Source organism: Pseudomonas sp. HD6422 (assembly GCF_025377065.1).
GTDB lineage: Bacteria > Pseudomonadota > Gammaproteobacteria > Pseudomonadales > Pseudomonadaceae > Aquipseudomonas > Aquipseudomonas putida_U.
Map to the genome: position 1 here is coordinate 19,796 of NZ_JAHWIW010000032.1, position 23,335 is coordinate 43,130.

Sequence of the window (23,335 nt, forward strand, 5' to 3'; positions counted from 1 at the left end):
CTTGGCGGCGTCAGACGCCGCCGAAACTGCCGGCCAGGGTACCCATGATCAACGCCCAGCCATCGACCAGGACGAACAGCATGATCTTGAACGGCAGCGAGATGATCAACGGCGACAGCATCATCATACCCATGGCCATCAAGACACTGGCCACCACCAGGTCGATGATCAGGAATGGAATGAAGATCATGAAACCGATCTGGAATGCGGTCTTCAGTTCGGAGGTGACGAACGACGGCACCAGGATGGTCAACGGCACCTGGTCGGGGCCGGCGATGTCGGTGCGCTTGGACAAGCGCATGAACAGGTCAAGGTCGCTCTGCCGAGTCTGCGCCAGCATGAAGTCCTTGAGCGGCCCCTGGGCGGTCTCGATCGCCTGCTGGGCGGTCATCTGCTCGTTCAGGTATGGCTGCAGGGCGCTCTGGTTCACCTTGTCGAACACCGGCGCCATGATGAACAGCGTGAGGAACAGCGCCATGCCGGTCAGCACCTGGTTCGACGGCGTCTGCTGCAGACCCAGGGCCTGACGCAGGATCGAGAACACGATGATGATGCGGGTGAAGCTGGTCATCAGGATGACGAACGCTGGAATGAAGCTCAGCGCCGTCATGATCAGCAGGATCTGCAGGCTGACCGAGTATTCCTGCTGGCCGTCCGGGCCATTGGACAGGGTGATCGCCGGGATCGACAACGGATCGGCGGCCAACGCCAACGGCGCGGCCAACAGCAGCGCGAGTGGCAGCAAGGTGCTCAACAACATGCGCAAGGCGCGGCTCATCACTTCTTGTCCTTCTGGTCCTTGCCCATCAGTTCCAGCAAGCGCTGGGCGAACTCCGGCGCCGCCTGACGGGCGCTGGCAGGCACCTCGACCGGCTCGGCCATGACATGCAGGGCTTCGATGCTACCTGGGCTGTGGCCGATGAGGATCTGCTCCTTGCCGACCTGCACCAGCAGCAAGCGGTCACGCGGGCCGATGGCGCGGCTGCCGACGATCTCGATCACCTGGCCACCCTTGGGCGCCGCGCCTTGCATACGGCGCAGCAACCAGGCAAGGAAGAAGATCAGCCCCACCACCAGCAGCAGGCCGAAGACCATCTGCGCCAACTGGCCGCCCAGGCTGCCAGGTGCCGCCGGCACGGCAGGGGTCGGGGTGGCGGCGGCGATGGCGATCTCGCTGGCCAGCAGCGCGCCCAGGGCCGTCACGGCCCGCATCGAGCCCTTCACTCAGCGCAGCTTCTTGATGCGTTCGCTTGGGCTGATCACGTCAGTCAGGCGGATGCCGAACTTCTCGTTGACCACCACCACTTCGCCATGGGCGATCAGTGTGCCGTTGACCAGCACGTCGAGCGGCTCGCCCGCCAGGCGGTCGAGCTCGATCACCGAGCCTTGGTTGAGCTGCAACAGGTTGCGGATGTTGATCTCGGTGCTGCCTACCTCCATGGAAATGCTCACCGGAATGTCCAGGATCACGTCCAGGTTGGGGCCTTCGAGGCTCACGTTGTCGCTTGGCTTGGGCGAGCTGGCGAACTCTTCCATCGGCAGACGCCCAGGGCCGGCATCACCGGCGAGCAATGCATCGATGTCGGCCTGGCCAGCATCACCGGTTTCTTCCAGGGCCGCAGCCCATTCATCGGCCAGGGCCTGCTCCTCGGGGGAGTTGATCTCGTTTTCGTTAGCCATGATTTCCTCGACAGGCATTCAATTCTTGGGGAGCGGCCGGTACGCCGTCAGCGGCGCTCGATCGGGTCGATGATCTGCAGCGCCAGGTTGCCCTTGTGCGAGCCCAGGCGCGCCTTGAACGACGGCACGCCGTTGGCGCGCAACACCAGGTGTTCAGGCAGCTCGACCGGGATGACGTCACCGGGCTGCATGTGCAGGATGTCGCGCAGCTTGAGCTGGCGTCGGGCGACCGTGGCGGTCAGCGGCACAGCCACGTCCAGCACGTCCTCGCGCAGGGCCTTGACCCAACGCTCGTCCTGATCGTCCAGGTCGGACTGGAAACCGGCATCGAGCATCTCGCGCACCGGCTCGATCATCGAATACGGCATGGTCACGTGCAGATCGCCGCCACCGCCATCCAGTTCGATGTGGAAGGTCGATACCACCACCGCCTCGCTCGGGCCGACGATGTTGGCCATGGCCGGGTTGACCTCGGAGTTCATGTACTCGAAGTTGACCGGCATGATCGCCTGCCAGGCTTCCTTGAGGTCGACGAAGCACTGGTCCAGGACCATGCGCACCACGCGCAACTCGGTCGGGGTGAATTCGCGGCCTTCAATCTTGGCGTGGCGGCCATCGCCACCGAAGAAGTTGTCCACCAGTTTGAACACCAGCTTGGCGTCGAGGATGAACAGCGAGGTGCCGCGCAACGGTTTGATCTTGACCAGGTTGAGGCTGGTCGGCACGTACAGCGAATGCACGTACTCACCGAACTTCATCACCTGTACGCCCCCCACCGCCACGTCGGCGGAGCGACGCAGCAGGTTGAACATGCTGATGCGGGTATAGCGGGCGAAGCGCTCGTTGATCATCTCCAGGGTCGGCATGCGACCCCGGACGATACGATCCTGGCTGGTCAGGTCATAGCTCTTGATGCTACCCGGCTCGGCAACGCTTTCGGTCTGCACCAGACCATCGTCGACGCCATGCAGCAGCGCATCGATCTCATCCTGGGACAGCAGGTCCTGTACGGCCATGACGGGCTCCTACTGCAATACGAAATTGGTGAACAGCAGCTGGTCGATGACCGGCTTGCCGACTTCCTTCTGCGCCACTTCCTGCACAACCGCGGTGGCTTTCTGGCGCAACATCTCCTGGCCCACTGGGCTGCTGGCCAGGGTGTCGAAGCCCTGCCCGGAGAACATCATCACCAGGTTGTTGCGGATCACCGGCATGTGCACTTTCAGCGCATCGAGGTCAGCTTGATTGCGACCCTGCAGAGTGATGCTCACCTGCATGTAGCGCTGGCGGCCGTTCTGGTTGAAGTTCACCACAAAGGCCGGGGCCAAGGGCTCGTAGATCGCCGCCGGCTTGACGTTGCTGGCCGCGGCATCCGCCGCAGGGGCCGATTCGCTCTTGTGCATGATGAACCAGGTGGCACCCACCGACAGGCCGACGGCCAGCAGCAGGGCCAGCACCATCAGCAGGATCAGCTTGAGTTTGCCTTTAGTGGCGGGGTCTTTCACTGCGTCGCTCTTCGCCATGCCAATAATCCGTCGTCCAGCGGGGTTTCAAGGAGGATGACGTGGCTTGAGCAAGTGTTATGCCAGATTGGAAAGTTTCGTCTGTAGCGGCCCTTTCGCGGGTACACCACAGTTTTCACAGGCTGTGTAGAACCTGTGGGAGCGGGTTTACCCGCGAAAGGGCCGGTACAGGCAAAGCAAATCAGGCGTAGAAATCGACCGCACTGTCGCCGATGACCACCTGCTGCTCCATCGGCCGCGACACTTCGGCCAATTCGGCGGTATCACGGTCGCCTGTCTGCGCTTGTCGCGCCGCGACACCGGACAGGTTCGACTCCTGCTGCGCCTGTTGCTGCTGTCCACGCGACTGGTCGGCCACGTTGACGTCTGGCTGCGCCAGCCCCTGCTGGGCGAACAGCTCGCGCAGACGATGAACCTGACTGTCCAGCGCATCACGCACGCCAGCGTGGCCGCTGATGAACGTCACCTGGGTGGACTGGTCCGCCGCCAGGTTGACACGGATGTCCAGGCGACCGAGCTCGGCCGGCTCCAATTGGATATCCGCCGACTTGAGGTTCTGGCTGGACATGTACATCACCCGGTTCACCAACCCCTCGGCCCACGGATTCTGGTTCAGCGACAAGGGTTGCTGCAGAGGGTTGGCGGTCACTGGCGAAGCCTGGGTGGTTTTCGCAGTGACAGCCTGGCTCAGGCTGGCCAGACGGTCGGCGAAATCGTCGACCCGGGTGTCGCTGCTGGCGCTCTTGGTATCTTTCAGGCCGTCTTCGAGCAAGGCACCGAAGGCCTTGTCACCCGTATCGGACTGACCCGCTTCGGCTTGCCCGTGGGCGGCCTGGCTCGCCAAGCTATTGACGGTGGCCTGGTTATTGTCGCCCTGGGCGCCGTCGGCGGCCGGTGCAGCATGGGCCGAGGTGGCGCCCTTGGCCTGGGCGTTCTGCTCAAGAGCCAGGCGCAAGGTCGGCAGGTTGGCCAGCGGGTCGGCCTCCGGATCGAAATCGTCCGCAGCCGCAGGCGTCTGGTCGGCGACCGCCGGTTGCTGAACCGCCGCCTGCAGGACCGGTGCCACGGCTTCGGCCTGGGCCTGGATCAGTTGCGCGCCAGGCTGCGCATCGGTGACCTGGCCAGCCACCAGGCTGGCGTCAAGCAAGCTGCCATCGCTCGCAGCGGTATCGGCGTCATCGGTGGCTGGCAAACTTTTGCCGTCATCGGCAACCGCCGGTTTATCGGCGGTCACATCCTTGCCGCCCTGGGCGGTCTCCGGCTTGTCCTTGGGCTTACTCTGCACGCCTTTGTCGGACTGCAGCGAAGGCTTGTCGCGACCCTGGCTGGCCATCACCTGATCGAAGCCGCCGCCCTGCTCTGCCGCTGTCTGCGCCGGTTTGTCGGCCACCGCGCCAGCCCCTCGGGAGGGGGCGCTGGTGACACTGGCTTGCAACAAAGGATTGGAAGCGACAGGCATTTGTGGATCTCCGCGCCAGGATCAAAAAAATCGTCTGGACGAAGATGTGCAAGACTCGCGCCAGGTCAGGGAGCCGATACACCCTGCCGCTCGTCTCGGTAGAAGCGCTGAACCTCCAGGTACTCCTGATCGATACGACTGACCAGGTCCTCGATGCCATACAGCGGCGGATGGCGTGCGCGCTCTTCCAGCTGCTCGCACAGCTGAGCCAGGATCACCGCGCCCATGTTGCTGCTGCTGCCTTTGAAGCTATGGGCGGCAAGGCCGAGCTCCTCGGCGCTCTTGGCTTCGTGCAACTGGCTCAGGCGTCGCTCGGAGTCCTCCAGAAAGGTATCCACCAACTGCAGGAAGCCGTCTTCCATGACCTCCTTGAGGTCGCTCAGTACCTTTTGATCGATATGTATCTCAACCACTTGCTCACTCCTTGATCAAGCTGGATCACACCCAAGCCACCGCAGTGGCTCACCATTTCAACTCCGCCTTGGCACAGCGCCCGCCCTCGCACCATTCGGCGTAGCTGGCAAGGCCCTGCACCAGGCTCAGGCCGCGCCCGCTCAGACGCCGTTCACGGACCGGCTTTGCCTGCTGAGCCACGACATCGAAACCTGCGCCGCTGTCGCGCACCTCAATCAACAGACGTCCTCCTTCGGCCTGAGGTTCCACCCGCAGGTCGATGCGCACGAAGCCATCGAGGGGGGCGTCCAGGCGCCGGGCCCGCTCCCGGTAATATTCGGTGAAGCCATGCACATCCCGCTTGAGCCGCGAATCCAACCCCAATACGCCGTGCTCGAGGGCATTGGTATACAACTCGCTCAGCACACTGTGCAAGGTGCCCGTATGCCGGCGCAGGGCATGGATCTCTTGCAAGAGTTGCACCAGATAGGGAACCGGATTGAAACGTCGCAGGCTGTCACCGCGCAGCTCCAGGCCCAACGACCAGTCCAACGGACTGGATCGCCCGCTGTCGGTGTACAGGGTCGGTGCCGGCACTTGCTCGCCCTGGGCGAACATGCGGATGTCGCACAGGCTGATATCGTCCCGGGCACGTCCGCCGAAACACTGCAACGCCTGCAACAGTTCGTCGAACAACCGCGACGGGTCGCGGTTGCCTGCCAACACCGTGCGCAGGCGCTGTACGCCGAACAGACGGTCCTGCTCATCGGCGGTATCCACGACACCATCGGACAGCAACAACAAGCGTTCGCCTGCGGCCATCGGCAGTACCTCGGTGCTGTCGTCGAAACGCTCGGCTGGCAAGATCCCCAGCGGCAGATGGCGCGAGCGCAGCACACCTAGCACCTCGCCGTCGGCAGACAGTCGGTAGCCGTCCGGCATGCCGCCGTTCCAGGCCTCCAGTGTACCGCGCTGGGGATTGAGGCTGAGCAGCACCGCGCAGCAGAACATGTCCACCGGCAGGATTCGCTTGAGCTTGGCGTTCATCTCGCGCAAGGTCTGAGCCAGTCCGTAGCCTTTGGCGGTCATGCCGTAGAACACTTCGGCCAGGGGCATCGCGCCGACCGCTGCCGGCAGACCATGGCCGGTAAAATCGCCGAGCAGCACATGCATGTTGCCGGAGGGGGTGAATGCGGCCAGCAACAGGTCGCCGTTGAACAGCGCGTAGGGCGACTGCAGGTAGCGGATATTAGGCGCGCCCAGGCAGCCAGAGTGGGCGACCTTATCGAACACCGCCTTGGCCACCCGCTGTTCGTTGAGCAGGTGATGGTGGTGCCGGGCGATCTCGTCACGCTGTTCGAGCACCGTGGCCTGCAGACGGCGCAAGCGGTTCATGGCGCAGATCTTGGCGCCGAGGATCACCGCACTGTAGGGTTTGGCCATGAAGTCGTCACCTCCGGCCTCCAGGCAGCGCACCAGCGCCTGCTCTTCGTTCAACGAGGTCAGGAAAATGATCGGCACCAGCGCCTCGCCGGCCAGCGCCTTGATCTGCCGCGCCGCTTCGAATCCGTCCATCACCGGCATCAGGGCGTCGAGCAGGACCAGTTGCGGACGCTTTTCGGCGAACAGCGCCACGGCCTGCGCGCCATTTTCCGCGGTGAGCACTTCATGCCCCTGTCGGCGGACAATCTGTGCCAGCAACAGGCGATCGGCGGCACCATCCTCGGCCACCAGCACGGTCAACGCCTGCTCGACGGCCATTGCGTCACTCAACTGATGTCGAACAGCTTGTCGAAATTGGAGATGGCCAGGATCTTGCGCACGTCCGAATTGGCGTGCACCACGCTCACCTCCGCGTCGTCCCCGCCCATATGGTCGCGAAGCAACAGCAACATGCCCAGCGCGGAGCTGTCGAGGTAGGTGGCGGCACCCAGATCCACGACCACGACGTCGGGTCTGCGATTCTGCCGTTCGTAGGCGTCCCGAAACTCCTGGTGACGACCAAAATCGAAGCGGCCCTTGATCCTGATCGTCAGCTTTTTCCCATCCTGCGAAAAATCGGTTTCGACGGCCATGCTAGCGATTCCTTCGATGATGGCGGATACCCGTCCTGAAGGTTTAGCAGGCACTGAGGGTGCTTGCAAACCGTTCTGGGACAAGCCCTGAAACCGTTGTCAGAACTGGCTTTGGCGAGGCAAACGCTGCGACAGTTCGTCGAGCAGGCGCTGCTCGCGCTTGTCTTCGGCGCGACGCGCCTCGTCGAGGTAGCGCTGCACCAGCTTGCGCAAGCCTTCGACCCGCGCATGGGCCTTCTGCCAGGTGCCGCGGGCGTTGTTGAGGTTGTTCTGATGCCATTGCAGGCTCTGGCGCTGCTGGGTCATGGCCGTTTCCAGCTGGCCGAGGAAGCGCTGGTAGTTCAGCAGCCAGCTGCCATCGACTCCCTGCCCACCGCGGGTGATCCACTGAGCCTGATACCCCTCGCGAAACGTTTCGAGCTCGGCCAGCTTGGCCTGCGACTGCACGACCAGTTGCTGGAAATGCCCCAGCCGCTGAGCGGCCTTGCGCTCGGTCTCCTCGGCCATGTTCACCACCGGCACCAAACGCGCGGCACGGCTGGGCGTGGCCATGGCCTATCAGTGCCCGGCCGGAGGCGTGAAGATCGCCCCCAGCTCAGCCCGGCACTGCTCCATGCCGGCGTGCTCGTCGAGCCCCTGGCGCAGGTAGTCGACCAGTTTCGACTGCAAGGCGATGGCCAAGTCGGTTTCCGGGTCGCCACCGGCCACGTAGGCGCCGACGCTGATCAAATCGCGGCTCTGCGACAAACGCGCCCACAACTGCTTGAATTTCTGCGCCTGGCGCAGGTGATCGGCATCGACCACCTGTGGCATGACCCGGCTGATCGATGCCTCGATATCGATGGCGGGGTAATGGCCTTCCTCGGCCAAGCGCCGCGACAGCACGAAGTGACCATCGAGCACGCCGCGCGCCGAGTCGGCGATCGGGTCCTGCTGGTCGTCGCCTTCGGACAGGACCGTATAGAAAGCGGTGATCGACCCTCCCCCGGCCTCGCCATTACCGGCACGCTCGACCAGCTTGGGCAGCTTGGCGAACACCGACGGCGGATAGCCGCGGGTGGCAGGCGGCTCACCGATGGCCAGGGCGATTTCGCGCTGCGCCTGGGCGAAACGGGTCAGCGAGTCCATCAGCAACAGGACGTTCTTGCCCTTGTCGCGGAAGTACTCGGCGATACGCGTGCAGTACATGGCCGCACGCAAGCGCATCAGCGGCGCGTCGTCGGCGGGCGAGGCGACCACCACCGAACGCTTGAGCCCCTCCTCGCCGAGGATGTGCTCGATGAACTCCTTCACCTCGCGACCACGCTCGCCGATCAGGCCAACGACGATGATCTCCGCCTCGGTGAAGCGGGTCATCATGCCCAGCAGAACCGACTTGCCCACACCGGTACCGGCGAACAGCCCCAGGCGCTGGCCACGGCCGACGGTGAGCAGGCCGTTGATGCTGCGAATGCCGACGTCCAGCGGCTGGCTGATCGGGTCACGGTTGAGCGGGTTGATCACCGGACCATCCATCGGCACCCAGTCTTCGGCCTTCATCCCGCCTTTGCCATCCAGGGCACGACCGGCGCCATCGAGCACACGACCCAACATGCTCATGCCCATGGGCAGACGGCCGCTGTCATCCAGCGGCACCACCCGCGCGCCTGGGGCGATACCGGCGATGCTGCCGACCGGCATGAGGAACACCTTGCTGCCGGCAAAGCCCATCACTTCGGCTTCGACCTGCACCGGGTGGTAGCTGTCGTCGTTGATCACCAGACAACGACTGCCAACTGCGGTGCGCAGGCCTTCGGCTTCGAGGGTCAGGCCGACCATGCGCAGCAGACGGCCCTCGACCACCGGCTGGGCAGGCAGCTTGACCGCCTCGGCATAGCTGCCCAGGCGCTTGCCGAAGCTGGTGCGATCAAGGCGCATCGGCGGCATCCAGGTCGATACGCATGTCCGGTTTGGCCGGATGCAGGGCCTGATCGTGAAGCTGGTCGAACAACTGCGCGACGACTTTCTCGATGCGGGTCTCCATGGTCGCGTCGATCCGGCTGTGCAGAGTCTCGATACGGCAGCCACCTGGCAGCAGGGTGTCGTCTTCGAGCAGCTTCCACTGTTCTTCGTGACGTTCGCGCAGGGCCTTGGCCAGCTCGAAATCCTGCGGGTTGAGATGGATGCGGATGTTCTCGGCACCCATCGGCAGCAGTTTCAACGCTTCACGCAGCACGTGGGTGATCTGGCTGGAGTCGCTGCGCAGCTCGCGGCCGATGACCTGCCGGGTCATGTGCGCGACCAGGTGCACTAGGGTCTGCTCGATCTGCGTGTCCTGCTCGGCGATCGGTGCCAGCAGGTGGCTCATCAGGCGCTCGAGGCTGCCGAGCTTGGCGTTCAAGGCCTTTTCGGCTTCCTCGCGAACCTTGAGCTGGGTGCTGTGAAAACCTTCCCGTTCGCCGGTGGCGAAGCCTTCGTTGTAGGCTTCCTGGCGAATGGCTTCGAGCTCCTCGAGGGTCAGCGGCTGGACTTCCTCCAGCGGCACTTCCTCGATTTCCTCCTCGATGATCTCCGGTTCCGGCTCGGGTTCGGGCTCGGGTTCCGGCTCTGGGTCGAAGCTGGGCAGGGCCCAGACGTCGACGCCTTCGAGGTCGCCGGCGCGGATCAGATCGCTGGGATGGGATTCTTTGGTAGGCATGTTTTCAGGTACTCAACAACTGCCGATGCAGCCTGTGTGGGAGCGGGCTCGCCCGCGAACACCGGCAAAGCCGGTGCCATTCACCGCGGTGCCTGCTTCACGGGCAGGCCCGTTGCCACAGGATCCAAAGCTGCCTGCGAAAATCAGATCATTTCCTCGGCACCCTTGCCACCCAGCACGATCTCGCCGGCGTCGGCCATGCGGCGGGCAATGGTGAGGATTTCCTTCTGCGCGGTCTCGACGTCGCTGACGCGCACCGGGCCCTTGGCCTCGAGGTCGTCGCGCAGCAGTTCCGAGGCACGCTTGGACATGTTCTTGAAGATCTTGTCCTTGACCCGCTCGTCGGCGCCCTTGAGCGACACCACCAGCACGTCCGAGGACACCTCGCGCAGCAGCGCCTGGATGCCACGGTCGTCGACATCGGCCAGGTTGTTGAAGACGAACATCAGGTCTTCGATCTGCTCCGACAGGTCGTTGTCGATCTCGCGGATCGAGTCCATCAATGCCCCTTCGACCGAGCTGTCGAGGAAGTTCATGATGTCGGCGGCACGCTTGATACCGCCCAAGGTGGTGCGAGCGGCATTGGAGTTGCCCGAGAACTGCTTCTCGAGGATCAGGTTCAGTTCCTTGAGCGCCGCAGGCTGCACGGTGTTGAGCGACGACACGCGCAGGATGATGTCCAGGCGCACTTTATGGTCGAAGTTGCTCAGCACTTCACCGGCCTGGTCCGGGTCGAGGTAGGCGACCACGATGGCCTGGATCTGCGGGTGCTCGTAGCGGATGACGTCGGCCACGGCACGCGGCTCCATCCACTTGAGGCTGTCCAGGCCGCTGGTGTTGCCGCCGAGCAGGATGCGGTCGATCAGGCCGTTGGCCTTGTCCTCACCCAGGGCCTGGTTGAGCATCTTGCGGATGTAGCCGTCGGAGCCCACGCCCAGGCTGGTCTGGTCGCCGACGATATCGACGAACTCGCTCATCACCTGCTCGACCTGTTCGCGGTGCACGTTGCCCATTTGCGCCATGGCCACGCCGACCCGCTGCACTTCCTTGGGGCCCATGTGGCGCAGCACCTGCGCAGCGTCGGTCTCGCCCAGCGAGAGCAGCAGGATGGCCGCCTTGTCGACGCGGCTCAGCTTGGCGGTAACGGCTCGGTTGTCACTCATCGGCGTTGATCCACTCTTTCACGACCTGGGCCACGCGGCCCGGGTCTTCGGCCACGAGGCCCTTGATTGCGTTGAGCTGCGCCTCGTAACCCTCGTTCGGGCTTGGCAACAGAATGCTTGTCGGGCCACCCAGGCTGACGCGGTCGTTGGCCAGTTCGCCATCCATACCGATCATGCCGCCCAGCTCCATGTCGCTGTCCGTGGCAGCCTGCTTGCCGCCGCCAGTGATGTTGTTGAGTACCGGTCGCAGCACGCCGAACACCAGTACCAGGATGAACACCACGCCCAGCACCTGCTTGACGATGTCCCAGAACCACGGCTGCGAGTAGAACGGAATATCGGCCAGCACTTCGCCTCGGTCGGCGGAGAACGGCACGTTGATCACCGTCACGCTGTCGCCACGGCTGGCATCGAAGCCCACCGCATCCTGAACCAGGCGGGTGAAGCGCGCCAAATCTTCGGCGCCCCATGGGGTCCGGGTGCTCTCGCCGTTGGCATCGACCTTGACCTGATCATCGACCACCACCGCTACCGACAGCCGGGTCAGGCGACCTTGCTGTTGACGGGTATGGCTGATGGAACGGTCGAGTTCGAAGTTCTTGGTGGTCTGCACACGCTTGTCGGCCGGGTACGGCGCCAGCATCGGCTGACCGGTGGCCGGATCCATGATCTGCTGACCGTTGGCGTCCACCAGCGGCTGGCCTGGCTGAATGGCGCCGGCGGCCGGCGCCCCAGCAGTGGCGTTCTCAGGCGCAGAGGCTCCAGCCGGCGGCTGGTTGCTCAACGCGCCCGGTACGCCCTGCGGGCCCTGGCTGCTGGAGCGCTGTTCATTGACCGACTGCTCGCTGCGCAGCGCCGGCTGGTCCGGGTTGAACTGTTCGGAGGTCGATTCGACTGCACTGAAGTCGAGGTCGGCGGACACTTCGGCCTTGTAGCGATCGTTGCCCAGCACCGGTTGCAGGATGTTGTGCACCCGTTGGGTGAGCATGCTTTCCATGCGCCGGCTGTAGTCGAACTGCTTGCCAGCCATGGTCAGGGCGTTATCCTGCAGCTGATCGGAGAGCAGGTTGCCCTTCTGATCGACTACGGTCACCTGGGATTTGTCCAGTTCCGGCACACTGGTGGCCACCAGGTTGACGATGGCCATAACCTGGCCAGCGTCCAAGGCGCGGCCTGGGTACAGCTCGACCAGGACCGAAGCGCTGGGCTTGCGCTCGTCTCGCACGAACACCGAGCTTTTCGGAATGGCCAGGTGCACGCGCGCGGCCTTGACGTTGTTGAGGCTGGCGACGGTACGCGCCAGCTCGCCTTCCAGGCCACGACGGTAGCGAGTGGCTTCCATGAACTGGCTGGTGCCCAGGCCTTGGTCCTTGTCGAGAATCTCGAAGCCGATGTTGCCATCGCTTGGCGCCACGCCAGCGGCCGCCAGTTTCAGGCGCGCCCGGGAGAGGTCGTCGGCCTTGACCAGCAGTGCGCCGGAGTTGGGTTCCACGTTGTACGGAATGTCGGCCGCCGCCAAAGTGTCCATGACCTGCTTGGTGTCCATGCCCGCCAGGCTGCCGTACAGCGGACGGTAATCCGGCTGTTGCGACCAGAGCACCACGGCAAAACCGATCGCCACGCTGGCGGCCAGCCCGACCATGAGGCCGATCTGACGCAGCATGGGCATCTGCGAGATGTTTTCCAGGAACGCCATGCCGAACAGCGGCGGCTTCGACGCTGGTGGGCCGCTCTTGGCGGGGGCGTTATCGACGACTGCTTCAGCCATGACTTACTTCCGTCCTCAAACCGGCATCTGCATGATGTCCTGGTACGCCTGGACCAGCTTGTTGCGCACCTGGGTCAATGCCTGCATGGATACGCTGGCCTTTTGCGAGGCGATCATCACGTCGGTCAGGTCGACGCCGCTCTTGCCGATTTCAAAGGCGTTGGCCAGCTGAGTCGAGGCCTGTTGGGTGGCGTCGACTTTGCCGATCGCCTGGCCGAGCAAGTCGGCGAAGCTGCTCTGACCTTCTGCCAACTCAGGAGCGGCAGTGGCTTTTGGCAGCGACATGGCATCGGCCTGCATGGCGCGCATGTCCAACATCAGACGATTGAATTCAACACCTTGGCTCATGAACTTCTCTCTCCGGCGGCCGCATTTTTTTGACACGCATGCGGCGGATAGCCTGGAACTAGCAACAAGAGTGCCAGCCCGCCGTTTGATCGCTTAATTGGTTTAGCCGTAGAGGCTGGCTTCCACGTCCAGACCCGCGTCACGCATCTGGGCGAGCTTGTAGCGCAGGGTGCGCGGACTGATCCCGAGCCGCTCGGCAGCCTCCTTGCGGCGACCGCGCTCGGCGCGCAGGGTGTCGATGATCATCTGGAATTCGTGGCGACGCATGTCGCCGCCGAGATCGCCTTGGGCCTCGACCGGCTCCACTGCAGCTTGTGAAGTGGTGGGCGGGCGCCCCGCCGACAAGGGAATGGCGCCAGCCAGACAGAAATCCGCCGCTTCGATGACGCCGCCCTGCTGGAGGATCAGGGCACGCTGCAAGGCGTTGTCCAGCTCACGCACATTGCCCGGCCAGGCATATCCCTGCAGGCAGGCACGGGCGTCGGCGGACAGACGCACCGGCGCGTGCTTCATCTTGGCCACGTGGCGCGCCAGCAGGCGCTCGGCCAGCGGCAGAATATCGCCGGTGCGTTCGCGCAGCGGCTGCCAGGCCAGGGGAAACACCGACAGGCGATAGTACAGGTCTTCACGGAAGCGCCCGGCAGCGACTTCGCCGGCGAGGTCGCGGTTGGTGGTGGCCAGTACGCGGATATCGAGCGGGATCGGCTTGCGCCCGCCCACCCGTTCCACTTCGCGCTCCTGCAATACCCGCAGCAGCTTGGCCTGCAGCCCCAGGGGCATCTCGGAAATCTCATCGAGCAGCAGCGTACCGCCCTCAGCTTGCTCGAATTTGCCCGCCTGGGCAGCGATGGCCCCGGTGAAGGCACCTTTCTCATGGCCGAATAGCGTGGCCTCGAGCATGTTGTCGGGGATGGCCGCGCAGTTGATGGCGACAAAAGGCTGGCTCGACCGGGGCGATTGCTGATGAATGAAGCGCGCCAGCACCTCCTTGCCCGTACCCGATTCACCGGACACCAGTACGGTGGAGTCGCTGCGCGCCACGCGCGCTGCCAGATCCAGCAACTGCCGACTGGCCGGCTCACAGGCCACCGGCCCCTCCTCTTCGGCCAGGCCAGCAGCGCCGGCATGACGCTGTACCAGGCTCAACAGTGCCTTGGGTTCGAACGGTTTGACCAGATAATCCACCGCGCCCTGGCGCATGGCCTCGACAGCCCGCTCGACTGCCGCATGGGCGGTCATCAACAGCACCGGCAACTGCGGCTGCAAGCGACGCAGCTGGGCCAGCAACTGATGGCCGTCCATGCCAGGCATGTTCACATCGCTGACCACCAGACTGAACGGTTCGGCCCGCACCGCCTGCAACGCTTCCTCGGCGCTGCCCACGGCATGATAGGCGAAGCCGCCGATCTCCAGGGTGTCACCCAGGGCCTGGCGCAGCACGCGGTCGTCCTCGACCAGCAGGACGTTGATCTCCATCACTTGGCCTCCGTAACGATCAGCGGCAACAACACCTTCACGCAGGTGCCACGACCGACCTTGGAGCGCAGCTCGACCCGCCCCTGATGGGCGCGCGCCACCGCCTTGACCACGGCCAGGCCGAGGCCGGTCCCGGTGGACTTGGTGGTCAGGAACGGCTCACCCAGGCGCTCCAGCAGGTCGGGGGCGACACCGCAGCCGGCGTCGCTGATGCACAGGTGCAGGGTCTGCTCGCGGCGGTACAGGTGCACTTTCAGCCGGGCGGGCTCGGCACTGGCCTGAATGGCGTTCTCGATCAGGTTGAGCAAGGCACCGACCAAGGTATCGCGGTTGCACAGCAACTCACCCAGGTGGCTGTCGCACTGCCAGCGTACGGCCTGGCCCTGGACGTGCACCTGGGCCGCCTGCTGCAGGGCCTGGAACAGTGCCTTGGGCGTTACCCGGTCGCTCAGCGGCAACTCGCCACGGGCGAATACCAGCATGTCGCGCACCTGGTGCTCCAGTTCGTGCAAACGCTCCTTGAGGTGGGCGGCGAAGCGCTGGCGGGTTTGCGGGGCAAGGGTCTGCAGGTCGTCAGCCAGATGGCTGGCATAGAGCATGGCCGCGGACAGCGGGGTGCGAATCTGATGGGCCAGCGAGGCAACCATGCGTCCCAGCGAAGACAGGCGCTCATGGCGCGCCAATTGGTCTTGCAGACGACGGGTTTCGGTCAGGTCGTTGAGCAACACCAACTGGCCGGGTTCGGCATCCAGCGAGCGGGTAGCGATGGACAGGCGGCGACCGTCGCGCAACGAGACTTCGTGACCATCGTCCTTGCGCGGAGCGAAACTGCGGGCGATCACCTGACGCCACAGTTGGCCGACCAGCGGCTCGCCGAGCAAGTCGCAGGCGGCTGGATTGGCCTCGCGAACCAAGCCGTGACCGTCGATCACGATCACCCCGCCTGGGAGCAGGTCCAGCAAGTTCTGCAGACGGTTGGCCAGGCGCTCTTTCTCCGCCAGTTCAGCCATGCGCTGAGCACTGACCACCGCCAGCTCGCCCTTGAGCTCGCTGACCCGGGCTTCGAGCATGCTGTAGGACTGGGTGAGCTGGGTGGACATCTGGTTGAACAGGGCGAACGCCTGCTCAAGCCCCTCTCGACTTTCCTGCTCGATCGGGGTACGCCCCTGCGGATCGGGGGCTCGGGAAAAGTGGGCGGCCTGGGGCATCGTGCTCTCTCGCGTGGCTGACCGTCATAAAAACGGTGTGTTGCCAGCGGTGGTGCAATAGCCGTGCCGGGGATGAGGGTTTGGCGGTTGCGGTGGAGGCGAGATTGGTCGCCCCACCGCAAATCCCCAGCGAACGGACCGTCAGTCCTCCGCCGCCTCCTCGCCACCCTGGCGACTCATGCCGTACTTGCGCATCTTCTCCACCAGGGTCGTACGCCGGATACGCAAACGTTCAGCCGCCCGCGCCACGATACCGTTGGCATCGTCCAGCGCCTGCTGGATCAACCCTTGTTCGAGGGTGCCGAGGTAATCCTTGAGATCCAGCCCCTCGGGCGGCAGCATCGCGTGATTACCCAGGTTCGGCGCATGGCCGTTGATCGCCACGCGCTCCTCGAGATCGCTGCGCAAGCTGTCGACCATCTGCTCGTCTTCATCGTCGATGTAGCGGAATTTCTTCGGCAGCTCCGACACCCCGATCACACCGTACGGATGCATGATCGCCATGCGCTCGACCAGGTTGGCCAGCTCGCGGACATTGCCCGGCCAGCCGTGGCGGCACAGCGACATGATCGACGCCGAATTGAAGCGAATCGAACCGCGCTTCTCGTGCTCCATGCGCGAGATCAGTTCGTTCATCAGCAGCGGAATGTCTTCGACCCGCTCACGCAGCGGTGCCATCTCGATGGGGAAGACGTTGAGCCGGTAGTACAGGTCTTCGCGGAAGGTGCCGTCCTCGATCATGCTTTCGAGGTTCTTGTGGGTCGCGGCGATGATCCGCACGTCGATGCTCTGGGTCTTGTTGCTGCCCACCCGCTCGAACGTGCGCTCCTGCAGCACGCGCAGCAGTTTGACCTGCATCGGCAGCGGCATGTCGCCGATTTCGTCAAGGAACAGCGTACCGCCATTGGCCAACTCGAAACGCCCGGCGCGGCTGGTGATGGCCCCGGTGAAGGCGCCCTTCTCGTGGCCGAACAGTTCGCTCTCCAGCAGCTCGGCCGGGATCGCCCCGCAGTTGACCGGCACGAACGGCGCTTCGCGGCGCTTGGAGTGGTAATGGAGGTTACGCGCAACCACTTCCTTGCCAGTGCCCGACTCGCCGAGGATCAACACGCTGGCATCGGTATCGGCCACCTGCTGCATCATCTGGCGCACGTGCTGGATCGCGCGGCTGGTGCCGACCAGGCTGCGGAACAGGTTGGGCTCGCGCTGACGGCCACGCTCACGCGCCTGGTCATACATCTCGCGGTAGACCTGGGCACGGTGCAGGGTATCGAGCAGTTGGCTGTAGCTCGGTGGCATTTCCAGGTTGGCCAGCACCCGACGGCGCAGGTCATCCGGGAAGTCCGCAGAAGAAATTTCGCCTAAAAGCAAAACCGGAAGGAACTCATCCCACCCTGCCACTGTCTTTAGCAAGCCCAGCGCATTGCCTGGGGAATTGACGGTGCCGATGAGCACGCACAGCACTTCGCGGCTGGAAGACAACGAAGCTACCGATTGCTGCCAGTCATGGCTGGAGCACGGAATGTTTTCTTCCCCGAGGAAATTCAGGACCACCGCCAGATCGCGGCGGCGGGCGCTGTCGTCATCGATCAGGAGAATCTTGGTTTCACGCCACATGCAATAGCAACTTCCCTAGTCAATTCTCGGCGCCAAAGGGCGTAGTTAGCTCAAAGCCGACCAAACGGTCATGGTTTGATGCCGGAAATGGTTAAATAGACACTAGTTAAGTCGAAAATCTGTAAAGGTCAATTTTATGGCGCCCGTACGGGGCGTTTCGAGTTAACTGAACAGATGGTATACCTTAGCGGCGTTTTTTGCTTGGCGAAACTGGTTCATTTCGTCATAAACAGCGCCACGCTCATTTCTACTGGCGTCGAGCAATTGACGATACAGGACCAGAAGTGCCTCTAAATTGACCCGAAACAAGTCCAGGTCATCTACCTGGGCGTTGTTGATGGACTCCACGCAGGCCCTGCACTCCTGATCGAGCTCCCCGATCAGCGCCCAATCCTTCGCTTGCAACGCCGCCTCCAGGGCCGCACGGGTCTGCGCGATCTTGTCCAGCGGGCTCATGGCATCTCCTGGCGCGCTCATCATTCGGCGGCCGCGAGCGCATCCCAACCGGACTTGACGGTGATCATCAGGCGCGCGACTTCGTCGATGATTTCCGTGTCGTTGCTGCGGTTGGCCTGTGTCAGGCGGGTCATCATGTAGGCATAGAGGCTGTCCAGCTCGGCGATGTAGGCCGGGTCTTCGGCCTTTTCGGCATCCAGACCTTCGCGCAGGCCGCCGATGATGTCGATGGCCTTGCCGAGCATCACGCCCTTCTCGGGGATCTGGCCGCGCGACAATGCGCCCTTGGCCTGGGCCATGCGGTCCAGTGCACCTTCCATCAGCATCTGCACCAGGCGGTGGGGGCTGGCCTCGGAGACCTGCGCGTGGGAGCTGACTTTCTGGTACTGGCGCAGGGCTTTAAGGGGATGCATGGCGAACCTCTCGCGGAAAATGTGTGACGTATAGCCTACATGTCGGCCTATCGATGGGAAACTTTAACCTGGCGGGCCGCCAGCGGACGGCCCGGTCAGCGCAGATCAATCGTCGTTGTTATTGTTCAGCGCGTTGAGGGTGGTCATGATGCTGTCGCTGGTGGCGTTGAGCTGGGCGACCAGGGTATCCATGGCGGTGTACTTGGCCGTCAGGGTCGAGGTCAAGGTGGCTTCGCGGCGGTCCAGGGCTTCCTGCTGGGTGTCCAGGTCGGAAAGTTTGGTATTGAGGCTGTTGACCCGCGAAGTCAGGATACCGCTGGTACCGGCGAACGGCTCGGTGGCGGTGGTCATGCCCTTGAGCAAGCCATTGTCGCCGACGAAGACGCTGACGATCTGACTTACGCCGCCGGTCTTGGCGACAGCGGCATTCCAGGTGGTGTCGTCCAGGGTCAGCAGACCGGTGGTCTGATCGGTGGTGATACCCATGTTCGACAATGTGTTGACTGCACCGGTACCGAAGCTCTTGAGCAACTCACTGCGCATGGCACTGACCATCGAGCGCATGGTCGAATCTCCCGTCAACGCCCCTGCAGAGACGTCTTCGTCCGAGGAAGTCACGCCAGTCTGCGCAGTGATCGCCTTCATCATGGTGTTATATGCATCGACGAACGATTTCACCGAGGCCTTCAAGGTGTCGCTGTCGGTGGACACCTCGATGGTAGACTTATCCTCGGTGAGCAGTTTCAAGGTCACACCACTGATGGCGGACGTCACCGTATTGCTCTTGGACTCCATCTCGATGCCGTCGATGGTGTACTTGGCATTTTGCGCTGCGGTCACTGTAGTGAAGTCGGTTGCCAGGCCCGAATCACCGCTGAGGGTGAGATCGGTACCCTCCCCTGTGGTGTTCGAACTCAGTACCAGCCGGGAGCCGTTGGCATCGGTCAGGATGTTGGCGGAGATATTCTTGGAGGCCAACTGGGTATTGATCTGGTCGCGCACCTGGGTCAGTGTCGCGCCTGCGGCGATAGTGACGTTGTAGTCGCTGCCCGACTGGGAAATGGTGAGCGTGGTGCTGGCGCCAGTGGTATTTACCGAAGCCGAAGCACTGTCGTAAACACCGGTGGAGATTTTCGAGGCTTTGGCCAACTGAGTGACTTCAAGCTCATAGGTACCGGCTGCAGCAGACGTACCGAGGGTAATAGTGGCGACTTTCTCGTCAGAGGACGTTGCTGCCAGACCATTGAACTTAGTGGTGGAATTCAGGGCGGAAATAGCGGAGCGATACGTATCCAGAGCGCTCTTCACGGTACCCAACGCCGACAGCTGCGTGGCCGCCGCAGTCTGCTGCTTGGTGATCTGGTTCTGCTTGGGGCTGATTTCGGCATTGACCAATGCTTCGACGATCGAAGACGTGTCGATACCGCTGCCCACGCCGGTCGAAGTGATGAGTCCGGTACCGGTGCTGCTGATGACCGCCATGATTACTCTCCTTGGTGGTGATGCCAGGCCAATTCTTGACGCTCATGACGCCAACCGGGTCCAGCCTTCAAACTTTGTGCCAGTTCTGCGTTATACCATTTCGTCGAACAGACCGGTGCCGCCTTCCTGGAGGCGCTGGGCCAGCATCAGGACGGTTTCGGAAGGGATCTGCCTGATCACATCACCGCTCTCGGTGGCGATGACCTTGACCACGACCTTGTGGGTCGTGTCGTCGATCGAGAACTCCAGGTTGCGCTGCGCCTTGCTGACGTAGTCCTGGATGTCACTGACCGCTTGTTCGAGTTGCGCGCGCTCGGGTTCGGTGCCCTGCACGTCGCTGGAATCTTTGGTTTGGGTAGCCTTCACGCCATTTTGGCTGGCGCTTGCAGGCGCAAGACCTGCGGGGTAAGCGGTTTTCAGATCTACATTCATGTCCATGTTGATCGACCCCTAGTAATCAAAAAACGGAAGGGCGCCGGGGCACCCTTCCGTCGGTATCATCCGAAGACGATTACTGCAGCAGCTTCAGTACCGAGGACGGCAGCTGGTTGGCTTGCGACAGGATAGCGGTGGAAGCCTGTTGCAGAGTCTGCTGCTTGGTCAGCTCGGCGGTTTCGGCCGCGAAGTCGGCGTCCTGCACACGGCTGCGGGCAGCGGTGGAGTTTTCCGAGATGCTTTCCAGGTTCGACACGGTGGAGTCGAAGCGGTTTTGCACAGCACCCAGGGCGGCGCGCTGGCTGTCGACCGACTGGATGGCAGCGTCCAGGGCCTGGATCGCGATCTGCGAGTCGGCAGCGGTGCTGATGCTCAGGTTGGAAACGGAGGTTTCCATGGTGACGGAAGTAGTTTTACCAGCCTCCAGACCCAAGATACCCAGACCAGTGCCAGCGCTACCATCTGCAACGGTGATGTCGGAGTCAGCGAACAGGCTCAATTTGCCATCTTCGGTCAGGCTTGCAGTAACGCCAGTCGAAGCGCTGTTGATAGCCGAAACGACGTCATTAGCGGTGCTGCCTGCTGCGAATTTGACTTCAACACCATTCAGGGTGACGGAAGTATCAGCCGAGGTTTTCGCGTCGGTGGTGCCCGAAGTCAGACCCAGCTTGGCCAGAGAACCGCCGTCGGTGTTAGCCAACGTTACGTCACTGCCGTCCTTAGAAGTGATGTTGATGCGACCATTACCATCGATAGTAGCGTCAGCGATACCTTCGGCGCCCTTAATTGCGGTCAGCAGGTCGCCTACGGTACCGGTGCCATCCCAGCTGACAGCAGTGCCGTTTACTGTAATAGCGCCAGTCGAAGTCAAGTTATCAGTTGTCTTGGTAGCAGCGCCGACGGTCTTAACGGTACCTTCGGACAGACCAACTTTTGCCGCATCAGCGCCAGCAATAGTGATATCCGAAGTCGAAGACAACGTGATTTTGTTGGTACCCGCGTCGAAGGTAGCAGTGGCGGTGGAATCAGTAGTTTGCAGAGCGGTTTCAATCGCGGTAGCAACAGCTGCGCCAGTGTCACCTGCAGCGATGGTCACGTCAGTACCATTGACCTTGAAGGTACCAGCCTCGCCAGCAGCAGCGGTAGCACCTGCCAGAGTTGCAGTAGCGGTTGCAGTACCAGTGGTCAGCTTCGAACCAAGCGCGGTAGCAGTCAGGCCAGTCATTTCTTTACCAGAAACGGTAGCTTCGCTGTACGAACCTTTCAGGCCAGTAGCGCTGATGTCTTTCATGCCGAACGAAATGGTTTCGTTGGCGTTGGCGCCGATCTGGAAGCTGGTATTCGAGAACGAGCCGTCCAGCAGGTTACGACCACCGAAGGTGGTGGTGTTGGCGATACGGGTCAGTTCGCCCGACAGCGCGGTGAATTCTTGTTGCAGGGAAGCACGGTCGTCATCGCTGTTCGAGCCGTTGGCGGACTGCAGGGACAGTTCACGCATACGCTGCAGGATGTCGGTCGAAGCCTGCATCGCGCCTTCGGCGGTCTGGGCGATCGAGATACCGTCGTTGGCGTTCTTGACAGCGACTGCCAGACCTTTGACCTGGCTGGTCAGACGGTTGGCGATCTGCAGGCCGGCGGCGTCGTCTTTGGCGCTGTTGATTTTCAGGCCGGAGGACAGACGGGACATCGAAGTACCCAGTGCGTCGGAAGCCTTGTTCAGGTTCTTCTGAACGCCGAGGGAGGTGATGTTGGTGTTAACGGTTAAAGCCATGACGAATTCCTCGTTGGATGGATACTGCGGCTTCCGGCCCTGGCTTCCCGCCGGGTGTGGCCTAGAGAACCTACATGATTGTTATCGTCGGCTCGCCGGGTTGCTTGAGGGCTTTTTGCAAAAAAATTGCCAGCAGTTCGCCACCGCCCAACGAATCAAGGACTTGGCGCCAAAAAGAAGACAGGCCCGAAGGCATCGCCGCGAAGGAATGCACGGCGCAGAAACGACTGCGGCGCCACGAGGGCGCCGCTGGTCAGGCTTCAGGTATCAGGGGCGGTAAAGAATCGCCGAGCCCCACGACAGGCCCACACCGAAACCACTGATGGCCACACGCTGCCAGGTGCTGTCACCCGCGTGCTTCTCCAGCAGCAATGGAATGCTCGACGACACGGTGTTGCCGGTCTCGACCATGTCCTTGACGAACTTCTCCGGCTCGCCTTCTTCGAAGCGACGCGCCACCGCGTCGACGATGGCAGCACTGCCCTGGTGAATGCAGTAGGCATCGATGTCGGCAGCCACCAGGCCCGAATCGTCGAGCAGCTCGTGCAGATGTGCAGGCACCTTGATCAGCGCGAAGTTGAACACCTGGCGACCGTTCATGAAGAAGGTGCCGTCGCTGACCTTCAGGTGCGGCGCGCCCGAACCGTCGGTGCCGAACTTGGACTTGCCCAGCGCCCAGACCGGCGCCTCGCCCATCCAGGTCACGGTAGCGGCATCGCCGAACAGCATGGTGGTGTTGCGGTCTTCCGGGTCGACGATCTTCGAATACGGGTCTGCGGTGATCAGCAGGCCGTTCTTCAGGCCCGCAGCCTCCATGAAGCCCTTCATGGCGTAGATGCCGTAGACGTAGCCCGAGCAACCTAGGGAAATATCGAATGCAGCTACATGAGTTGGCAGACCCAGCTTGTCCTGCACGATAGCAGCGGTGTGCGGCAGGCCCTCTTCATCACCGTTCTGGGTGACCACGATCACCGCATCGATGGCTTCGGGCTTGAGCTCCGGATGGTTGGCGAACAGCGTGCGCACGGCCTCGACGCACAGGTCGGAGGTTTCCTGCTCGTCGGCCTTGCGTGGCAGGAAGGCCGAACCGATCTTGCCGATGATGAAGGACTCGTCCTTACCGAAGCGAGCGCCCTGGGCATAGTTGTCGATGCCGGCAGAGGGTACATAGCTCGCGATGCTTTTAATGCCAATCATTCTGGCTTCCCAATACAAAGAGCAGGTCTCAACCGCCCGGTTCACCGAGCGGCGCCAAAAACGGGAGGGTGAACAGCGCAGGACGCGGCGCAATGCCATGACCGACCAGCGAGACCCAATACACGGTTACTGTGAAGATGCGCGCCAAGACCCACGGGTCACAATCAGGGCCTTACGTCACGCCACTATAGAAT

The 23,335-nt window shown here is 62.7% G+C and carries 24 protein-coding genes; all 24 read right to left on the reverse strand.

Annotated features, from left to right (window positions below; genetic code table 11):
- Positions 1-10: 10 nt before the first annotated feature.
- The gene (gene fliP / locus KY379_RS21200) at positions 11-778 is read right to left on the reverse strand and encodes a flagellar type III secretion system pore protein FliP (RefSeq protein ID WP_133328356.1); all 768 of its coding nucleotides are present in this window, start codon (positions 776-778) and stop codon (positions 11-13) included.
- The gene (fliO, locus tag KY379_RS21205; RefSeq protein WP_133328354.1) at positions 778-1,212 is read right to left on the reverse strand and encodes a flagellar biosynthetic protein FliO; all 435 of its coding nucleotides are present in this window, start codon (positions 1,210-1,212) and stop codon (positions 778-780) included. The genes fliP and fliO overlap by 1 nt, the downstream gene beginning before the upstream one ends.
- Positions 1,213-1,224: 12 nt before the next feature.
- Positions 1,225-1,680, reverse strand: coding sequence for a flagellar motor switch protein FliN (fliN, locus tag KY379_RS21210; protein WP_133328352.1), 456 nt, complete (start codon positions 1,678-1,680; stop codon positions 1,225-1,227).
- 47 nt (positions 1,681-1,727) lie between these two features.
- A complete protein-coding gene (gene fliM / locus KY379_RS21215; protein WP_133328350.1) occupies positions 1,728-2,696 on the reverse strand; it encodes a flagellar motor switch protein FliM in 969 nt (322 codons plus the stop codon).
- Between the two features lie 9 nt (positions 2,697-2,705).
- A complete protein-coding gene (gene fliL, locus KY379_RS21220; RefSeq protein WP_133328348.1) occupies positions 2,706-3,203 on the reverse strand; it encodes a flagellar basal body-associated protein FliL in 498 nt (165 codons plus the stop codon).
- Between the two features lie 181 nt (positions 3,204-3,384).
- A complete protein-coding gene (locus tag KY379_RS21225) occupies positions 3,385-4,662 on the reverse strand; it encodes a flagellar hook-length control protein FliK (protein WP_261241324.1) in 1,278 nt (425 codons plus the stop codon).
- A 65-nt stretch (positions 4,663-4,727) separates the two neighbouring features.
- A complete protein-coding gene (locus KY379_RS21230; RefSeq protein ID WP_133328344.1) occupies positions 4,728-5,075 on the reverse strand; it encodes an Hpt domain-containing protein in 348 nt (115 codons plus the stop codon).
- Between the two features lie 49 nt (positions 5,076-5,124).
- The gene (locus KY379_RS21235) at positions 5,125-6,816 is read right to left on the reverse strand and encodes a fused response regulator/phosphatase (RefSeq protein ID WP_261241325.1); all 1,692 of its coding nucleotides are present in this window, start codon (positions 6,814-6,816) and stop codon (positions 5,125-5,127) included.
- A gap of 8 nt (positions 6,817-6,824) precedes the next feature.
- Positions 6,825-7,130 (reverse strand): STAS domain-containing protein, encoded by a 306-nt coding sequence (locus KY379_RS21240; protein ID WP_133328340.1) that lies wholly within the window; start codon positions 7,128-7,130, stop codon positions 6,825-6,827.
- A 99-nt stretch (positions 7,131-7,229) separates the two neighbouring features.
- On the reverse strand, positions 7,230-7,682 hold the full coding sequence (gene fliJ / locus KY379_RS21245; protein ID WP_196171795.1) for a flagellar export protein FliJ: 453 nt from the start codon (positions 7,680-7,682) through the stop codon (positions 7,230-7,232).
- Positions 7,683-7,688: 6 nt separating this feature from the next.
- Complete coding sequence (fliI, locus tag KY379_RS21250) at positions 7,689-9,047, reverse strand: flagellar protein export ATPase FliI (RefSeq protein WP_133328336.1); 1,359 nt, start codon at positions 9,045-9,047, stop codon at positions 7,689-7,691.
- Positions 9,037-9,807, reverse strand: coding sequence for a flagellar assembly protein FliH (gene fliH / locus KY379_RS21255; RefSeq protein WP_261241327.1), 771 nt, complete (start codon positions 9,805-9,807; stop codon positions 9,037-9,039). Before fliH ends, fliI begins: the two co-directional genes overlap by 11 nt.
- 143 nt (positions 9,808-9,950) lie before the next feature.
- Positions 9,951-10,970, reverse strand: coding sequence for a flagellar motor switch protein FliG (gene fliG, locus KY379_RS21260; RefSeq protein WP_133328332.1), 1,020 nt, complete (start codon positions 10,968-10,970; stop codon positions 9,951-9,953).
- Positions 10,963-12,738: a flagellar basal-body MS-ring/collar protein FliF gene (fliF, locus tag KY379_RS21265; protein ID WP_133328330.1), complete on the reverse strand. Its 1,776-nt coding sequence runs from the start codon at positions 12,736-12,738 to the stop codon at positions 10,963-10,965. Before fliF ends, fliG begins: the two co-directional genes overlap by 8 nt.
- 15 nt (positions 12,739-12,753) lie before the next feature.
- The gene (gene fliE, locus KY379_RS21270; RefSeq protein WP_133328328.1) at positions 12,754-13,086 is read right to left on the reverse strand and encodes a flagellar hook-basal body complex protein FliE; all 333 of its coding nucleotides are present in this window, start codon (positions 13,084-13,086) and stop codon (positions 12,754-12,756) included.
- A 102-nt stretch (positions 13,087-13,188) separates the two neighbouring features.
- Complete coding sequence (locus KY379_RS21275) at positions 13,189-14,562, reverse strand: sigma-54-dependent transcriptional regulator (RefSeq protein ID WP_261241331.1); 1,374 nt, start codon at positions 14,560-14,562, stop codon at positions 13,189-13,191.
- Positions 14,562-15,770, reverse strand: coding sequence for a sensor histidine kinase (locus KY379_RS21280; RefSeq protein ID WP_133328323.1), 1,209 nt, complete (start codon positions 15,768-15,770; stop codon positions 14,562-14,564). The genes KY379_RS21275 and KY379_RS21280 overlap by 1 nt, the downstream gene beginning before the upstream one ends.
- A gap of 141 nt (positions 15,771-15,911) precedes the next feature.
- Positions 15,912-17,387, reverse strand: a complete 1,476-nt coding sequence (gene fleQ, locus KY379_RS21285) for a transcriptional regulator FleQ (protein ID WP_133328321.1) — start codon at positions 17,385-17,387, stop codon at positions 15,912-15,914.
- Between the two features lie 162 nt (positions 17,388-17,549).
- On the reverse strand, positions 17,550-17,843 hold the full coding sequence (locus KY379_RS21290; RefSeq protein ID WP_133328319.1) for a flagellar protein FliT: 294 nt from the start codon (positions 17,841-17,843) through the stop codon (positions 17,550-17,552).
- 20 nt (positions 17,844-17,863) lie between these two features.
- Positions 17,864-18,256 carry a flagellar export chaperone FliS gene (gene fliS, locus KY379_RS21295; protein ID WP_133328317.1) on the reverse strand — a complete coding sequence of 131 codons (393 nt, stop codon included), beginning with the start codon at positions 18,254-18,256 and terminating at the stop codon, positions 17,864-17,866.
- Between the two features lie 105 nt (positions 18,257-18,361).
- Positions 18,362-19,738 carry a flagellar filament capping protein FliD gene (gene fliD, locus KY379_RS21300; protein WP_261241335.1) on the reverse strand — a complete coding sequence of 459 codons (1,377 nt, stop codon included), beginning with the start codon at positions 19,736-19,738 and terminating at the stop codon, positions 18,362-18,364.
- A gap of 90 nt (positions 19,739-19,828) precedes the next feature.
- Entirely contained in the window at positions 19,829-20,176 is a 348-nt protein-coding gene (locus KY379_RS21305) for a flagellar protein FlaG (RefSeq protein WP_133328313.1), read from the reverse strand.
- 73 nt (positions 20,177-20,249) lie between these two features.
- Positions 20,250-21,944: a flagellin gene (locus KY379_RS21310; protein ID WP_261241338.1), complete on the reverse strand. Its 1,695-nt coding sequence runs from the start codon at positions 21,942-21,944 to the stop codon at positions 20,250-20,252.
- Positions 21,945-22,211: 267 nt separating this feature from the next.
- Positions 22,212-23,141, reverse strand: a complete 930-nt coding sequence (locus tag KY379_RS21315; protein ID WP_133328309.1) for a ketoacyl-ACP synthase III — start codon at positions 23,139-23,141, stop codon at positions 22,212-22,214.
- Between the last annotated feature and the right edge of the window lie 194 nt (positions 23,142-23,335).